Below are 14,731 nucleotides of genomic sequence, written 5' to 3'. Positions count from 1 at the left end.
TTAGCATACACAGTTTTTTTTATTTGCAGTTTTTAAGCACTGCAGACACCTCTTCGGCTGTATACATACCTTGCTTATTACCAAACGAATTAGTGATGTAAACCATTACCTGGGCGATATCTATATCATACAACTCTGGAAAGGCAGGCATAGAGCCTTCATATTTTATCCCATTTACCACAATGGTGTCTTTTATGCCATTTTTAATAAAGCAGGCCAATTTTTGCCTGTTGGATTTTAGGAAAACAGAGTCGGTAAGCGGAGGGGTTAGGCTGCCTAAACCTTCGCCTTTGGCACCGTGGCAATTTTGACAATGCTTAATGTAAAGGTCTCTGCCATTCACATAGTAAACATCTTGTTTAATCTGTCCGGCATCCTGACAAGAATAGATGATGGTAGCTAATAGAAATAGAAATAACGTACCAATCAGGAACCTGCGCATAGCTTATTTTTTATCTTCTGACAATAAAACTGGAATGTCTTTCATCAATTGAGCAACTTGTTTATTATCTGTACCATCATAAGCACCGCGGATGCGTTTTTGCTTGTCGATCAATACCAACCAACCTTGGTGTATATAACCCTCTTTAGCAGTACTGTCTTCAATAACGGCTACCAGGTAATCTTTTTCAGCAATTTTATAAACGCTGTCTTTACTACCATGAACAAATTGCCATCTGCCGTCATCTACGCCTAGTTTCTGCGCATATTTTTTCAGTACAGAAGGGGTGTCGTATTTAAAGTCGATGGTATGCGAAAGGTACATCACTTCTGGATTGTCTTTGTATTTCTCAAATATTTCCTTCATGTTTCTATGCATCGTAGGGCATATGGTGCTGCATGAAGTGAAAAAGAAGTCGGCAATGTAAATCTTATCTTTAAACTTATCGTTCGTAATAACTACTGAATCCTGATTTAAAAAGCTAAATGCAGGTATAGTTTTATACACCGTATCTGTACCGGTAGAGCCATCAGGTTTTTTAACTGTTTCTACAGATCTTGGGCCTAATATAGGCAACTTTTTTTCGCCCTGACAAGAGCTGAATAATACAATGGCTGCAGCGAATAAAGATAGCGGGATAGAAAATTGTAGCTTCATAAGAATAATGATAATTGAAGAAGGGCAAATGTAATTAAAATGAAATTAACCCTACCGTTTTGATAAGGTATACTATTGCCATAAAAGCGTCATGAAATAAATTATGGACCTTTTTAGTAGCACTGAAGCTTGTTTTGAAATTGTGGCACAATTGGGCATCTACTTTGAACAGGCTGCTGATAAAAATGAACTTATCATGGAAAATCAAATGATTTTTGTGCGTGTTGCTACTTTAAATGATGCAAAGTATGCGGCCGAGATAGCGAAAGAGACAGAGGAGTCGGCCATAGCGCGCGGCTCGGGTATATCAAAACGTAGCCCGGAATCGCTCGTCACTAAAATGCGGGAAGGGAAAGCTGTAATTGCAGTTACTGGGATAGGTGAATGGGTTGGTTTTTCTTATTTCGAAGTTTGGGAAGGGGGTGCTTATGTGTCCAATTCGGGATTGATCGTTGCACCAAAGTTCCGTAATGCAGGTGTTGCAAAAGCCATTAAGGAAAGGGTATTCCGGATATCGCGTAGGATGTATCCTGAGGCTAAAGTTTTCAGCATCACATCGGGGGCAGCCATTATGAAGCTAAACAGTAGATTGGGATTTGAGCCTGTCAGCTTCGCTGAAATCACGCAGGACAATAGTTTTTGGGAGGGTTGCAAGAGCTGTGTAAATTACGATATCCTTGAAAACAAGAAACGATGCAATTGCTTGTGTACAGCCATGCTTTTTGACCCTCAAAAGGAAAAAGCTGAGCTAGCTGCAGAGAAAAGAGCTACAGAGGAATTGATCATGGTATTGGACTGCGTAGCCTATCCAAGGCATAGTTTGGTGCCTGATGCTATGGGAACAAATGCCCTATGTACTGCGTTAACAGATATTAAGTGGTTTAATGAGTACGTTTTCCCGATAGAAGGGAACCTTCCTAACCCGGTAAAGATGAAGGTTAGTGGTGGACTGTATAATTTTACGGTGGAGATTAGTTACGACCACAGCTATACTGCAAAGGAAATTTTAAATGTAATTAAAAACCATACCTGGTGTAAATTCACAGTTAGAAAGGAGGCTTTTAAATTGCCATTAACTGATGATGGCGTTTACAAGGACTGCTTTGTCTCGAATAATTACTAATATTGTTGAAATTATCAGCTATGCAGCACACGGTTCTAATTATAGATGACGAGAAAAAGATTTGCAGCCTTCTGGCGCGCATTATAGAACTGGAAGGCTTTAAGGTTTTTCAAGCTGGCACGGGGAAAGAAGGACTAAAGATACTGGCCAATAATGAGGTTTATGTGGTGATTAGTGATGTAAAACTTCCTGATATTAATGGTGTGGAGCTGGTTAAAGAAATCAAGAAAATCAGGCCTTATGCTGAGGTGATTAACCTCACTGCTTTTGGTACCATTGCTGATGGGGTAATGGCTATGCGAAATGGGGCTTTTGATTACATCACCAAAGGTGACGATAATGATAAGATCATTCCACTAGTTTATAAGGCGCTTGATAAAGCAAAGCTTCAATATAGAGTAAGCGAATTGGAGACCAAAGTGGTTAAGAAGTACAGCTTTAGTGGCATATTAGGACAATCCAAAGCGATACAAGAGGCAATAAATCTTGCTCAAAAAGTAGCCTCAACAGATACGACGGTGCTTTTACTGGGAGAAACTGGAACTGGAAAGGAAGTCTTTGCCCAGGCCATACATTACGAAAGTTTGCGTAAACTGAAGCCTTTCGTAGCCGTAAACTGTAGTGGCTTTAATCATGAGTTATTAGAAAGTGAATTGTTTGGCCATAAGGCTGGCGCTTTTACGGGTGCCATTAAGGATAAAAAAGGATTACTTGAAGAAGCCAATGAAGGAACGATCTTTCTGGACGAAATAGGAGAGATGAATCTGGATTTACAAGCTAAATTACTGCGGGTTCTCGAAAACCAGACTTTTATTAAGGTCGGAGATACGCAGACCAGCAAAGTCAATGTACGGATTATAGCAGCTACGAATAGGGGGTTAAAAGAGGAGGCTGAGGCGGGTAGATTCAGATTAGATTTGTTTTATCGCCTTTCCGTATTTTCTATTGAATTGCCACCTTTATCACAACGTAAATCTGATATACTATTACTAGCTAAACATTATTTAAAGGAGTTTGCTAATAAAGTGAATAAGCCCGCCTTTACGATGGATGAAGAGTTTGAGGAGTTACTGTTGAAGCATTCCTGGAAAGGTAACATCAGAGAGTTGAAAAACGTAATGGAACGGGTGGTGATTTTGGCCGAAGGTTCTTTACTTAGTGCAAATTTGCTGCCGTATGAATTTCATGCAACGGAATTGGCTACCGAAGGGGATATGATGAAATTGGAAAATGTAGAGAAGCAGCACATCGATAAAATACTCAAGTATACTGGGGGTAATAAAACTGAAACGGCTCGTTTGCTGGGGATTGGCTTGACGACCTTGTATAGGAAAATTGAGAAATAATGGAGAAAAATAACAGGAAAAATAACCATTCTCTTCTGCGTCTGGCATCTGTTGCTGAAGGGCAACAGCGCCTGAGGCCGCTTCAGAGAAGGTAATTTTTCTTTTAAAAAAATACCTAAAAAAACAGCCCGTACTAAACTAATAGTACAGGCTGCCAATTAACGCTCTCAACACAAATATAAGTCATTTAAAATGAAGATTTGATGAAGAAGGAGCAGATATAAGATTATTTTAAAGAGAATGGCTCATAACGAACATCAAAGCGTCCCTTGAAAACATTAATTTCTTGGGAGGTATTTTGTTTGCTTCTTTTAAGATACAAGGTAAAATCCCCCGCTACGCGTTTCTCAGGATTGTCAATGATGAGTATTTTAAGTTGATTCGCTTTAGTTGTATCAAGCATATAGCTATCTGAAATAACGGCACTGGCTTTGTAAGGTGCAATAGTAACACCCGACGAAAAATCTTTCATTATTCCATTAACGGGAATGCTACCTTTTTTAAATGAGATTGTAAAAGACTCATTGTCTTTTCCTGACATGACATGAACAAGATCGTCATCCACATTATAGCTGGCATAAACGCCCTCACTTTCCCAAGCTGTGTCGTTCTTTTTTACGGTGATTTTTGATTCTGGTTTCATGGGTGGAGCAGCTTGTTTACTGCAATTGGTTAGCAAAAAAGCGCTTAAGGCGAGCAAAATAAAGTATTTCATAATTGTTTTTATGCTTAAGAGATAATTAATTTAGGTGTACTTTAGCATAAATGTAACAAAATATTGTTCTAGGATTAAAAATTAACGCTGAATATGATACAACAAGAAGTTCTCTTTACAGAAGATCAAAGGTTTAGGCAATGGTGGCTTTGGCTTATTATATTAGGTGCAGATGCTGTTTTTCTATTCTGGGTTTGTAAGCAAATCATGTTCAAAGCTCAGATTGGCGGCTACCCAATAAGTGATTCTGTCTGGCTAGCATCAGGAGTAGGAATTATTTTAACCAATGTGCTGCTGTTTTATGCCAGACTAAGTACTCAAATTAAAAAAGACGGCATCTATTTGAAGTTTTTTCCCTTTCAATGGTCATATAAGTATTACAATTGGGATATGATTGATAAATGCTACGTTAGAACGTATAATCCATTAGGAGAATATGGGGGCTGGGGTGTTCGTTACAGTATGTCTGGTCAAGGAATGGCCTATAATGTATCTGGGAATAAAGGATTGCAGCTGGAACTCAATAATCATAAGAAGGTATTGATAGGTACCAATAAATCTACAGAACTTGAAGAAGTACTTACTAAGTTAAAATAAATAGACCTTATCAAAATGACAAAAAACCCTTCCATTTTGGAAGGGTTTTTTGTTTTGTGCCCTGAAACTTATTCTTGCTATATATTGTTGTGTATTGATAATCAGATATTTACCTCTTATTGTCTGATTGTGGTATGCCAATTGGCTATTGCTCATCAAAAACAACACAATTATGTTAACAATCCTTTTGCTTCTTGCCCTGCTGCTACTGTGCTGGGTGTTTTACAAATCAATCGACTGGTTCGAGAAAATCTAAAAATCATGATCGCATTATTCATTATCGCATTGGCCGTATTCATCTATATGATTTACGTGCTCATTAAACCCGAAAAATTTTAATTAATAGCTATGAACACTGAATTACTTGGAATTATCGCTACCTACCTGCTTACGCTGGCTATAGCCATTCCACTGGGAAAATACCTCGCAAAGGTTTTTGCCGGAGAAAAAGTCTGGACGGACTTTTTGAAACCTATTGAAAACGGCATATTTAAACTGTCTGGTATCAATCCTAAAGAAGAAATGAACTGGAAGCAGCACATGAAAGCGCTTTTAACCATCAATCTGGTTTGGTTGGTGTATGGTTTTTTTGTATTGCTATACCAAGATAAACTGCCGCTAAACCCTGATGGAAATCCGGGTATGTCGCCAGATCTTTCCTTTAACACGATAATTAGTTTTGTGGTAAACTGTAACCTGCAACATTATTCTGGTGAAGGTGGCGTAAGTTATTTAACCCAGCATTTTGTATTGATGTTCTTGCAGTTTGTAAGCTGTGCGACAGGAATAGCAGCTGCAGTGGTTTTATTTAAGGCTTTTAGAGATAAAACGTCAGCTAAGCTAGGTAACTTCTGGGATTTCTTTGTGAAATCGATCACACGTTTGTTGTTGCCTTTATCATTAGTTGTCGCTTTAGTTTTAGCTTTCAATGGTACACCGACCAGTTATGAAGGTAAAGATCAATTTATATCAGTACAGGGTGATACCGTAAATGTATCTCGTGGTCCGGCAGCTGGATTTATTGCCATAAAACACTTGGGTACAAACGGTGGGGGATGGTTTGGTGCAAACTCTGCACATCCATTAGAAAATCCAAGTTATCTTACAGCTATGGTTGAGCTGTTTGCTCAGGTAGTTATTCCTATTGCCATGGTTATTGCTTTTGGTTATTTCATCAGACGCAAAAAACTAGCCTGGATGATATTTGGCGTAATGACTATTGGGATGCTACTCTTGCTTATTCCAACGCTTAGTTCGGAGCTTGGTGGAAATCCGGCTATTGCAAAAATGGGTATTTCGCAGGCTACAGGGGCTATGGAGGGTAAAGAGGTTCGTTTCGGTCCGGCCTTATCCGCATATTGGAGTACCGTAACGACGATTATTTCTACAGGTTCGGTAAACAGTATGCACGACAGTACCATGCCACTTACTGGTGTTTGGCAATTGTTGGGGATGATGATCAACTCCTTCTATGGTGGTTGTGGGGTAGGTATCCTCAATTATTTCATCTATCTGATTATCGCCGTATTTATTTCCGGATTAATGGTTGGGCGTACGCCAGAGTTTTTGGGCCATAAAGTAGAAGCCAGGGAGATTAAAATAGCTGCATTGGTAACTTTGCTGAGTCCTTTCTTAATTCTCGCAGGTACAGCAATTGCGAGTTACGTATTTACCAATTATGGAGAAGCAGCCTGGGCCGTTCAACCTAAGAATTGGTTAAATAATCCGGGCTTTCATGGTTTCTCAGAAATGTTGTACGAAATGACTTCATCCAATGCCAATAATGGGTCAGGATTTGAAGGTTTGGGCGATAACAATGTGTTCTGGAACGTAGCTACTGGATTTGTATTGATGCTAGGTCGTTTCTTACCTATTATAGGCCCTATAGCCATTGCAGGCTTGCTAGGTGCTAAAAAACACATTCCTGAATCTGCTGGTACACTGAAAACAGATACACTGACTTTCAGCTTAATGACCTTCGCAGTTATTGTGGTGCTTAACGCCCTTTCATATTTCCCTGCGCTGGCTTTAGGTCCATTGGCAGAATACTTTACGATGCTTAAATAGAAAATATTCAAATGAAAACTTCTAATAAATTATTTGAACCTGCTTTAGTGCAAACTGCATTGAAACAATCCTTTATCAAGCTAGATCCACGGGTTATGGTTCGCAATCCGGTGATGTTTACCGTTGAGATTGGTACGCTTGTGATGGCTTATGTTACAATTTACTCGTTTACGCATACTGATCAAGGCTCGCCTTTATACAACTTCCTGATCTTTCTGATCTTATTGCTCACTGTTCTTTTTGCCAACTTTGCTGAGGCTATTGCCGAAGCGCGAGGTAAAGCACAAGCCGATAGTTTGAGGAAAACAAGAGAAGAAACTCCCGCAAAAGTGCTCTTGGCCGATGGTAAAACTGAAATTCGCTCTTCCAATCTGCTTAAAAAAGGTGATGTCTTTATATGTGTAGCAGGCGATACCATACCCACCGATGGTGAGATTATTGAAGGTATCGCTACCATTGATGAGTCGGCCATTACCGGTGAATCTGCTCCTGTGATCCGCGAATCTGGAGGTGACAAATCATCTGTAACCGGTGGTACTAAAGTGTTATCCGATGAGATTAAAGTACAGGTGAACACACAGCCCGGCGAGAGCTTTTTGGATAAAATGATTGCACTGGTAGAAGGGGCATCCCGTCAAAAAACACCTAACGAGATTGCATTAACGATCTTGTTGGCCAGTTTTACACTCGTGTTCATCATTGTATGTGTAACCTTAAAGCCTTTTGCGGATTATGCGAATACACCTATTACAATTGCAGCATTAATTTCCCTGTTTGTATGTTTAATCCCTACCACCATTGGTGGTTTACTTTCTGCCATCGGTATCGCTGGAATGGACAGAGCATTGCGTGCCAATGTGATCACTAAATCCGGTAAAGCAGTAGAAACGGCTGGTGATATTGATGTGTTGCTGTTAGATAAAACAGGTACCATCACTATTGGTAACCGTAAGGCAACCAATTTTTATCCTACAGCAGGCGTGATGATTAAAAACTTTATGGATGCCTGTGTATTGAGTTCTTTGGCAGATGAGACCCCCGAAGGGAAGTCTATTGTAGAACTTGCAGGGGTTCAAGATACCCATGTTTTGACTACAGCACCTGAGGGCGCTAAGTTCATCAAGTTTACAGCCGAAACCAGATCAAGTGGTATCGATACGCCAGATGGTAAACGGATTAGGAAGGGGGCTTTTGATTCGATTAGAAACATCGTTCTGACGGCAGGTAATCCTTTCCCTATAGACATTGAGGATCAGGTAAAAGCCATAGCTAGTAATGGCGGAACGCCATTGGTCGTTGCCGAAAATGAAAAAGCATTGGGGGTAATTGAATTACAAGATATTATAAAACCAGGTATTAGCGAGCGTTTTGAACGCTTGCGTAAAATGGGGGTAAAAACAGTGATGGTAACTGGTGACAATCCACTTACTGCTAAGTTTATTGCCGAAAAAGCTGGTGTTGATGATTTTATTGCAGAGGCTAAGCCTGAAGATAAAATGAACTACATCAAAGAAGAGCAAGCTTTAGGTAAGCTGGTAGCGATGATGGGTGATGGTACCAATGATGCTCCTGCTTTGGCGCAAGCTGATGTTGGTGTAGCGATGAATAGTGGAACGCAAGCAGCTAAAGAAGCTGGTAACATGGTGGATTTGGATAATGATCCGACAAAGCTGATTGAGATTATTGAAATAGGTAAACAGCTGCTGATCACTCGTGGTACATTAACAACCTTTTCTATTGCCAATGATGTGGCCAAGTATTTTGCCATTGTGCCAGCCTTGTTTATCGCATCTATTCCTGCTTTGGAACATTTGAATATCATGGGCTTGCATACTCCGGAAAGTGCGATTCTATCGGCCGTAATTTTTAATGCCATCATTATTCCCTTCTTGATTCCTCTGGCCTTAAAAGGTGTGGCTTATAAGCCTATCGGAGCTACTGCACTGTTGCGTAGAAACCTGTTTATATACGGATTAGGAGGTGTTATTGTGCCATTTATTGGCATCAAATTAATTGATTTGTTTGTTGGATTATTTGTTTAAAACATAAAAATATCATGAAAAAGTATTTGTTACAATCTATACGCCTTACTGCAGTGTTGTTGGTGCTGCTGTGCGTTATATATCCTTTAATTGTTGCCTTTGGAGGCGGTTTTTCTAAAGGAAATGGTGGCGGTGAGAAAATTACTAAAAACGGTAAAGTTGTTGGTTATGCTTTAATTGGGCAGAACTTTAGCAAACCAGAATATTTCTGGGGCAGACCATCGGCAGTTGGTTATAATGCTGCTGGATCAGGAGGTTCTAATAAAGGTCCATCTAATGAAGAATACCTGGCTGTGGTGTCGGGCAGAATTGATACACTATTAAAATACCACCCTTATTTGAAAAAAGCAGATATACCCGCTGATATGGTAACTGCATCGGGTAGTGGTTTAGATCCTAATATCTCTGAACAAGCTGCAATCATTCAGATTAAAAGAGTTGCTGCAAATCGTGGTCTTACCGATAGGGCGGTTGCAGAACTTGTCGTAAAAAATACGGAGGGCCCTTTGCTGGGCATGTTTGGTCCCTCTGTTGTAAATGTCTTAAAATTAAACCTTGCCCTTGACGAATTAAAAAAGTAAAATGAAGAAACTATTATTGCTTACAGCGGCCTTAAGTTCGGCCGCCTGTACTTACGCGCAGGAAGAAACCAAAATTAAAGTATCGGGTTACCTGGAAACATATTATGGATACGATTTTAACAGGCCATCGGATAACAACAGACCGGGCCTTATTTACTCACACAACCGCCATAATGAGGTGAATTTAAACCTTGGCTTTATCAAAGCAAATTACGACAATGGATCGATTAGAGCCAATGTGGCTATCATGGCTGGTACTTATGCCAATGCCAATTTAGCTGCAGAACCGGGGGTATTAAAAAACATTTTTGAAGCCAATGCAGGTATAAAACTCTCTAAAACAATTAATTTATGGGCAGATGCAGGTATATTTTCTTCGCACATAGGTTTTGAGAGCGCTGTATCAAAAGATTGCTGGGTATTAACCAGAAATATCTCTTCAGAAAACACGCCTTATTATGAATCGGGCGCCAAGGTAAGTTATGCAACTAATGATGGTAAGTTTTCTGCAGTATTGTTATATTTAAATGGATGGCAGCGCATTAACCGCTTAAATGGAAATAGTAAACCAGCAGGTGGTGTACAGTTAACCTGGAAACCTACGCCTAAAATTACCGTAAATTACAGTAATTATTTAGGAACTGAAGGTGCTGATAGTGTTCGGGTAAAACGTTTTTATCACAATGTATACGCAATATATCAAGTGACAGATGATTTCGGTGTAACGGTTGGCTTTGATTATGGAACGCAGCAAAAAGCCAAAGGTAGCAGCGAACGTAGCGAAGTATTGTCGCCAGTTGCCATTGCACAATACGCCATTGCCAGTAAATGGAAAGTTGCTGGTAGGGTAGAGTATTACCAGGATAAGGATGGTGTTTTGATCGCCACAGGTACAGAAAATGGGTTTAAAACCACTGGTTATTCTGTAAACCTGGATTATGCTCCATTTAGCAACGCAGTGGTTAGAGTTGAAGGAAAAGTATACGATAGTAAGGATAAGATTTTTATCCGCAATGAAAACCCCGTTAATCACAACGCTGCAATTACAGCGAGTATAGCGGTTTCTTTTTAAGATCGTATTTTTTACAGGGCTGGTTTTGGTGTGGCCGGTCCTGTATTAATATTTAATAGCATGGATAGAAAAAATATTGGTAAACTGATTCCTGTTTTAAGTGTTTGTTTATTGTTATTACTCGGGATTTGGTACTTAATAACTGAAGCGTATATCATCATTAAATGGTAATCCCTGATGGAAGAAGAGCATAAAGAAAGTTCCGTACGTAAATTCCTCGATCTTGTAAAGAAGTCAAGAAGGGGGAAGTTTAAGGTTTATATAGGCATGAGCGCAGGGGTTGGTAAGACTTACAGGATGCTGCAGGAGGCACATGCCTTAATGAAAAACGGGATTGATATACAAATTGGATATGTTGAAACGCATAATCGTGTAGAAACGCAAGCGCTTTTGGCCGGCATTCCCTTAATCGCCAGAAGGAAAATATTTTACAAAGGTAAGGAGTTGGAAGAGATGGATGTCAACGCCATTATGACCCTGCATCCCGAAGTTGTTATCGTTGATGAGCTTGCGCATACCAATGTTGAAGGAAGTAAGAACGGAAAAAGATGGCAGGATGTTGTGGATATTCTGGAAGCTGGAATTAGTGTAATATCAGCCGTAAATATCCAACATCTGGAAAGTATGAACGATGATATTGAAAAGATAACCGGCATACCCATTAGAGAAAGGATACCCGATAAGATTTTAGAGCTGGCAGACGAGATTGTAAATATCGATTTAACGGCTGATGAATTGATAGACCGTTTAAAAGCGGGTAAGATTTACGATGAAAGTAAAATAGGACCTGCGTTAGGAAACTTTTTTCAGTCGGAAAGGATATTGCAGTTGCGGGAGATGGCTTTAAAAGAGGTGGCCCATCATTTGGAAAGAAAGATCAGTATAGAAATTCCTAAACAGATTAAACTAAGACAAGAGCGGTTTATGGCTTGTATTTCTACCAATCATGAGACGGCTAAAATTGTGATTCGTAAAACTGCCCGGTTGGCTTCGTATTATCATTCGCCCTGGATTGTTTTGTATGTACAGACTGATCATGAGCGTGGAGATCGTGTAAAGCTCGATTTACAGCGACATCTGATTAATAATTTTAAGCTGGCAACAGAGCTGGGAGCAGAAGTGATTAAGGTGAAAAGTAACGATATCACTAAAACTATTATAAAAATGGCTGAAGAAAAGGAGATCACTACAATATGTATGGGCAAGCCACATTTAAATTTATTTCAAATTATCATGAGAACTGCGATTTTTAACCAACTTTTGCGAAGTATTTCGGCTACGGAGACAGATTTAGTCATTTTGAGTTAGCTTCGTCATCCTTTAAAGCGATACGTTGTCCTGAATTTATTTCAGGATCTCAAAAGAGAAAGGCGGCTTTGCAGGTGCGAGATCCTGAAATAAATTCAGGATGACGACAGTTACAGCAGGTATAGCAGAATGACGACAGGCAAACAGGATGATGACAAGTATAATGCAATAAAATAAAATAATAATGAAGATAAAAAATAAACTTCGCCTCGGATTCGGGTTCTTGTTCGTGGTGATCCTCTTTTTTGGAGGTGTTTCCTTATACTATATGAATGAAATCTCCATCAGATCGAAGGTTATTTTGAAAGATAATTACGAGACGCTGAGCTTTACCAGTAAGATGCGATCTATCATAGATGAAGATTCGCTGCCTTTATCGGCAAAAGCTCAGGAAATGTTTAATCATCAATTGGCACTGGAAGAAAAGAACATTACTGAAGCAGGGGAAGGCAAGGCGGTAACGGCGTTGAAGGTGGCTTATGCCCGTATTATAGATCCTGCAACTGATTTAGCTACCAAGCAGAAAGCTCTAAGGGAGGTAAGATGGCAGTTAAAAATAATCGATGATGTGAATATGAATGCCATTGTAAGGAAAAACGCAGTTGCGCAGAGATCAATAGAAAAGTCGGCAATGTATGTGATTTTTGCGGCATCTATCTGCTTTCTAATCCTGTTTTCTTTTATCGTTAACTTCCCAGGCTTTGTGGCCAATCCATTAAGGGAGTTTGCTGATGCCATACGCGAAATTAGTCGTAAAAATTATAAACAACGACTGGAGTTTAAAGGTTCTGACGAATTTTCGGAATTAGCTGATTCTTTTAATGTTATGACTGCGGAGTTGAATAAATGGGAGAATAGTAACCTGGCTAAATTACAATCCGAAAAGTTAAGGATTGAAACTATTATTGAGCAAATGCAGGATGCTATAATCGGGTTGAATGAGCGGCAGGAAATTATTTTCTTTAATAAAGTAGCAGGCCAGTTGTTGAATCTTGATCAACAACAAGTGATAGGTGCGAATGCCATGGAGCTTAGGAAAAAGAATGATCTGCTAAACAGAATCTTGCAGGAAGATAGTGTGAGCAAACCCATGAAAATCTATGCGGATCAAAAAGAGTCATATTTCCAATTGGAACGTAGAGAAATCAGGATACCTAATTACGATGATGGTGCTGAACATGCTTTGGTTGAGATAGGGAAGGCAGCCGGAGAGGTTTACATCCTTAAAAATATAACGAAGTTTAAGGAGCTGGACGAAGCGAAAACTAATTTCATAGCTACGGTATCCCATGAGTTAAAAACACCTATATCGTCTATTAAAATGAGCTTAAAACTAATGGATGATGAACGCGTGGGACCAATGAATCCAGAGCAAAAAGAATTGGTGCAGCACATTAAGGAAGATTGTGGTCGTTTGCTAAAAATTACTACAGAATTGCTTGACCTGGCTCAGGTAGAAACCGGTAACCTCCAAATGAATGTTGTAAAATCTGATCCACGAAAAATTGCCATTTATGCTATGGATGCAGTAAGGTTTCAGGCAGAGCAGAAATCTATTGAACTGGAACTGATTTCCAGGAATAATTTGCCTCATATCAGTGTAGATATTGAGAAAACAGCATGGGTGCTGGTTAACTTTCTGTCCAACGCGCTTAGGTATAGTGCTGAGAAGTCAAAGATTATTGTTCAGGTAATAGAAAATAACGACGCAATAGAGTTTTCTGTTCGTGATTTTGGTAAAGGGATTGAAGAACAATACCAAAAGCGATTGTTTGAGAAGTATTTTCAGGTGCCTACCGATGGAAACAATAAATCAGGCTCTGGACTGGGATTAGCCATATCCAAAGACTTTATAGAAGCAGAGAACGGTACAATATGGGTTGAAAGTGCAATAGGAGAAGGCAGTAGGTTCTGTTTTTCTTTACCTGTTGTCAGTTAATCCGGTTCTACAATTGGGCCAGTGCTAACTTTTGCCTCAAATTTTCCTTCAGAAAACATTTTGAACTCTGGAACGTGATTTGGGTCGGTTGAGATTATAGCGACTTCTCCTTTGAATTGAAATTCTCCTTTTATACTTTTTCCTTCAGTAAATTCGGTGATTTTAATTGTGCCTACACTGCCGATTATGCTCTGTTCGAACTCTGGACTGGTATAAAGTCCTAAGATATTTTCTTCACCGCTATATTCTCCAACGCCATGGAAATTGTTAATCAAGAGAGAAATTTGCTGATCGCCTGCGGCATCCATATTTCCGATAATCATCATTACCTTTTCCTCCTTTGCGTGCAGGCCGAATACATTTTGAATTCCCTTGGCTTCTTTATATACCCCGTCAACTTTGAAGGAGATACTAGAATTTGTGTATTCGACCACAGGTATTTTTTTGCAAGATCCTGTTATCAATATCACAAGCAGTAGCAGAGCGGAAAAGTAGAATTGTTTCATTAGCGTTATTTGATTTAAAAACGGAAGGTAACAAAAATCAAAAGAATATAAATAAAATGTTTTAAAATTCAGGCTTTACACTACCTTTACGCGATATAAGTTCTTTACTTTATTTCTTCATCAACCGATAATGGTTTTACTTAATTGTAGATTAATAGGGAATCGTGTGTAAATCACGAACTGTCGCGCAACTGTAAGTAACATTCAAAGTTTTTACCCATAGTTTATCCACTGTTTCAAAATGAAATGGGAAGGATGGTAAAAATGTTACAAGTCAGGAGACCTGCCTTTATCGAATTGACAATGCTTTCGCGATATAAAGCACGAGTTAAGTTT

The 14,731-nt window shown here is 39.3% G+C and carries 14 protein-coding genes and 1 riboswitch; of the genes, 10 read left to right on the top strand and 4 right to left on the bottom strand.

The window, feature by feature from the left end; genetic code table 11:
- Window positions 1–19: 19 nt before the first annotated feature.
- Window positions 20–442 carry a c-type cytochrome gene (locus tag FBD94_RS16190; RefSeq protein WP_136880962.1) on the bottom strand — a complete coding sequence of 141 codons (423 nt, stop codon included), beginning with the start codon at window positions 440–442 and terminating at the stop codon, window positions 20–22.
- A 3-nt stretch (window positions 443–445) separates the two neighbouring features.
- Window positions 446–1,099: an SCO family protein gene (locus FBD94_RS16185; RefSeq protein ID WP_136880961.1), complete on the bottom strand. Its 654-nt coding sequence runs from the start codon at window positions 1,097–1,099 to the stop codon at window positions 446–448.
- Window positions 1,100–1,202: 103 nt separating this feature from the next.
- Between FBD94_RS16185 and FBD94_RS26125 the strand changes: the two genes are divergently transcribed.
- Window positions 1,203–2,222 (top strand): zinc-binding metallopeptidase family protein, encoded by a 1,020-nt coding sequence (locus tag FBD94_RS26125; protein ID WP_205945895.1) that lies wholly within the window; start codon window positions 1,203–1,205, stop codon window positions 2,220–2,222.
- Between the two features lie 20 nt (window positions 2,223–2,242).
- The gene (locus FBD94_RS16175) at window positions 2,243–3,568 is read left to right on the top strand and encodes a sigma-54-dependent transcriptional regulator (protein ID WP_136880960.1); all 1,326 of its coding nucleotides are present in this window, start codon (window positions 2,243–2,245) and stop codon (window positions 3,566–3,568) included.
- A 226-nt stretch (window positions 3,569–3,794) separates the two neighbouring features.
- Here the strand turns inward: FBD94_RS16175 and FBD94_RS16170 are convergent, their stop codons facing one another.
- Entirely contained in the window at window positions 3,795–4,283 is a 489-nt protein-coding gene (locus FBD94_RS16170) for a hypothetical protein (protein WP_136880959.1), read from the bottom strand.
- A 93-nt stretch (window positions 4,284–4,376) separates the two neighbouring features.
- Between FBD94_RS16170 and FBD94_RS16165 the strand changes: the two genes are divergently transcribed.
- The 8 genes from FBD94_RS16165 (at window position 4,377) to FBD94_RS16130 (ending at window position 13,889) form a co-directional block, all read left to right on the top strand.
- Window positions 4,377–4,880, top strand: a complete 504-nt coding sequence (locus tag FBD94_RS16165) for a DUF6141 family protein (RefSeq protein ID WP_136880958.1) — start codon at window positions 4,377–4,379, stop codon at window positions 4,878–4,880.
- A 15-nt stretch (window positions 4,881–4,895) separates the two neighbouring features.
- Entirely contained in the window at window positions 4,896–5,219 is a 324-nt protein-coding gene (locus FBD94_RS26520) for a potassium-transporting ATPase subunit F (protein ID WP_317131567.1), read from the top strand.
- 9 nt (window positions 5,220–5,228) lie between these two features.
- Window positions 5,229–6,947, top strand: a complete 1,719-nt coding sequence (gene kdpA / locus FBD94_RS16155) for a potassium-transporting ATPase subunit KdpA (RefSeq protein ID WP_136880957.1) — start codon at window positions 5,229–5,231, stop codon at window positions 6,945–6,947.
- Between the two features lie 11 nt (window positions 6,948–6,958).
- Complete coding sequence (gene kdpB / locus FBD94_RS16150; protein ID WP_136880956.1) at window positions 6,959–8,989, top strand: potassium-transporting ATPase subunit KdpB; 2,031 nt, start codon at window positions 6,959–6,961, stop codon at window positions 8,987–8,989.
- Window positions 8,990–9,003: 14 nt separating this feature from the next.
- Entirely contained in the window at window positions 9,004–9,570 is a 567-nt protein-coding gene (locus FBD94_RS16145) for a K(+)-transporting ATPase subunit C (protein WP_136880955.1), read from the top strand.
- Between the two features lies 1 nt (window position 9,571).
- Complete coding sequence (locus tag FBD94_RS16140) at window positions 9,572–10,642, top strand: porin (RefSeq protein ID WP_136880954.1); 1,071 nt, start codon at window positions 9,572–9,574, stop codon at window positions 10,640–10,642.
- A gap of 177 nt (window positions 10,643–10,819) precedes the next feature.
- Window positions 10,820–11,950, top strand: coding sequence for a universal stress protein (locus tag FBD94_RS16135; protein ID WP_136880953.1), 1,131 nt, complete (start codon window positions 10,820–10,822; stop codon window positions 11,948–11,950).
- 184 nt (window positions 11,951–12,134) lie between these two features.
- Window positions 12,135–13,889, top strand: coding sequence for a HAMP domain-containing sensor histidine kinase (locus FBD94_RS16130; RefSeq protein ID WP_136880952.1), 1,755 nt, complete (start codon window positions 12,135–12,137; stop codon window positions 13,887–13,889).
- Here the strand turns inward: FBD94_RS16130 and FBD94_RS16125 are convergent.
- Window positions 13,886–14,395 (bottom strand): hypothetical protein, encoded by a 510-nt coding sequence (locus FBD94_RS16125; protein WP_136880951.1) that lies wholly within the window; start codon window positions 14,393–14,395, stop codon window positions 13,886–13,888. The two genes, FBD94_RS16130 and FBD94_RS16125, sit on opposite strands and share 4 nt — an antisense overlap.
- 114 nt (window positions 14,396–14,509) lie before the next feature.
- A riboswitch (cobalamin riboswitch) is annotated at window positions 14,510–14,700 on the top strand.
- Window positions 14,701–14,731: the final 31 nt, after the last annotated feature.

It is taken from the genome of Pedobacter hiemivivus, assembly GCF_005144565.1.
Taxonomy (GTDB): Bacteria; Bacteroidota; Bacteroidia; order Sphingobacteriales; family Sphingobacteriaceae; genus Pedobacter; species Pedobacter hiemivivus.
Note: the sequence above shows the minus strand (reverse complement) of the source record. Positions and strands in the feature narration are given on the sequence as shown.

What these genes read in the sequence shown, in the direction of transcription:
- FBD94_RS16190 (WP_136880962.1), bottom strand. Translation starts at nt 442, where the DNA reads ATGCGCAGGTTCCTGATTGGTACGTTATTTCTATTTCTATTAGCTACC.
- FBD94_RS16185 (WP_136880961.1), bottom strand. Translation starts at nt 1,099, where the DNA reads ATGAAGCTACAATTTTCTATCCCGCTATCTTTATTCGCTGCAGCCATT.
- FBD94_RS26125 (WP_205945895.1), top strand. Translation starts at nt 1,203, where the DNA reads ATGGACCTTTTTAGTAGCACTGAAGCTTGTTTTGAAATTGTGGCACAA.
- FBD94_RS16175 (WP_136880960.1), top strand. Translation starts at nt 2,243, where the DNA reads ATGCAGCACACGGTTCTAATTATAGATGACGAGAAAAAGATTTGCAGC.
- FBD94_RS16170 (WP_136880959.1), bottom strand. Translation starts at nt 4,283, where the DNA reads ATGAAATACTTTATTTTGCTCGCCTTAAGCGCTTTTTTGCTAACCAAT.
- FBD94_RS16165 (WP_136880958.1), top strand. Translation starts at nt 4,377, where the DNA reads ATGATACAACAAGAAGTTCTCTTTACAGAAGATCAAAGGTTTAGGCAA.
- FBD94_RS26520 (WP_317131567.1), top strand. Translation starts at nt 4,896, where the DNA reads ATGACAAAAAACCCTTCCATTTTGGAAGGGTTTTTTGTTTTGTGCCCT.
- kdpA (WP_136880957.1), top strand. Translation starts at nt 5,229, where the DNA reads ATGAACACTGAATTACTTGGAATTATCGCTACCTACCTGCTTACGCTG.
- kdpB (WP_136880956.1), top strand. Translation starts at nt 6,959, where the DNA reads ATGAAAACTTCTAATAAATTATTTGAACCTGCTTTAGTGCAAACTGCA.
- FBD94_RS16145 (WP_136880955.1), top strand. Translation starts at nt 9,004, where the DNA reads ATGAAAAAGTATTTGTTACAATCTATACGCCTTACTGCAGTGTTGTTG.
- FBD94_RS16140 (WP_136880954.1), top strand. Translation starts at nt 9,572, where the DNA reads ATGAAGAAACTATTATTGCTTACAGCGGCCTTAAGTTCGGCCGCCTGT.
- FBD94_RS16135 (WP_136880953.1), top strand. Translation starts at nt 10,820, where the DNA reads ATGGAAGAAGAGCATAAAGAAAGTTCCGTACGTAAATTCCTCGATCTT.
- FBD94_RS16130 (WP_136880952.1), top strand. Translation starts at nt 12,135, where the DNA reads ATGAAGATAAAAAATAAACTTCGCCTCGGATTCGGGTTCTTGTTCGTG.
- FBD94_RS16125 (WP_136880951.1), bottom strand. Translation starts at nt 14,395, where the DNA reads ATGAAACAATTCTACTTTTCCGCTCTGCTACTGCTTGTGATATTGATA.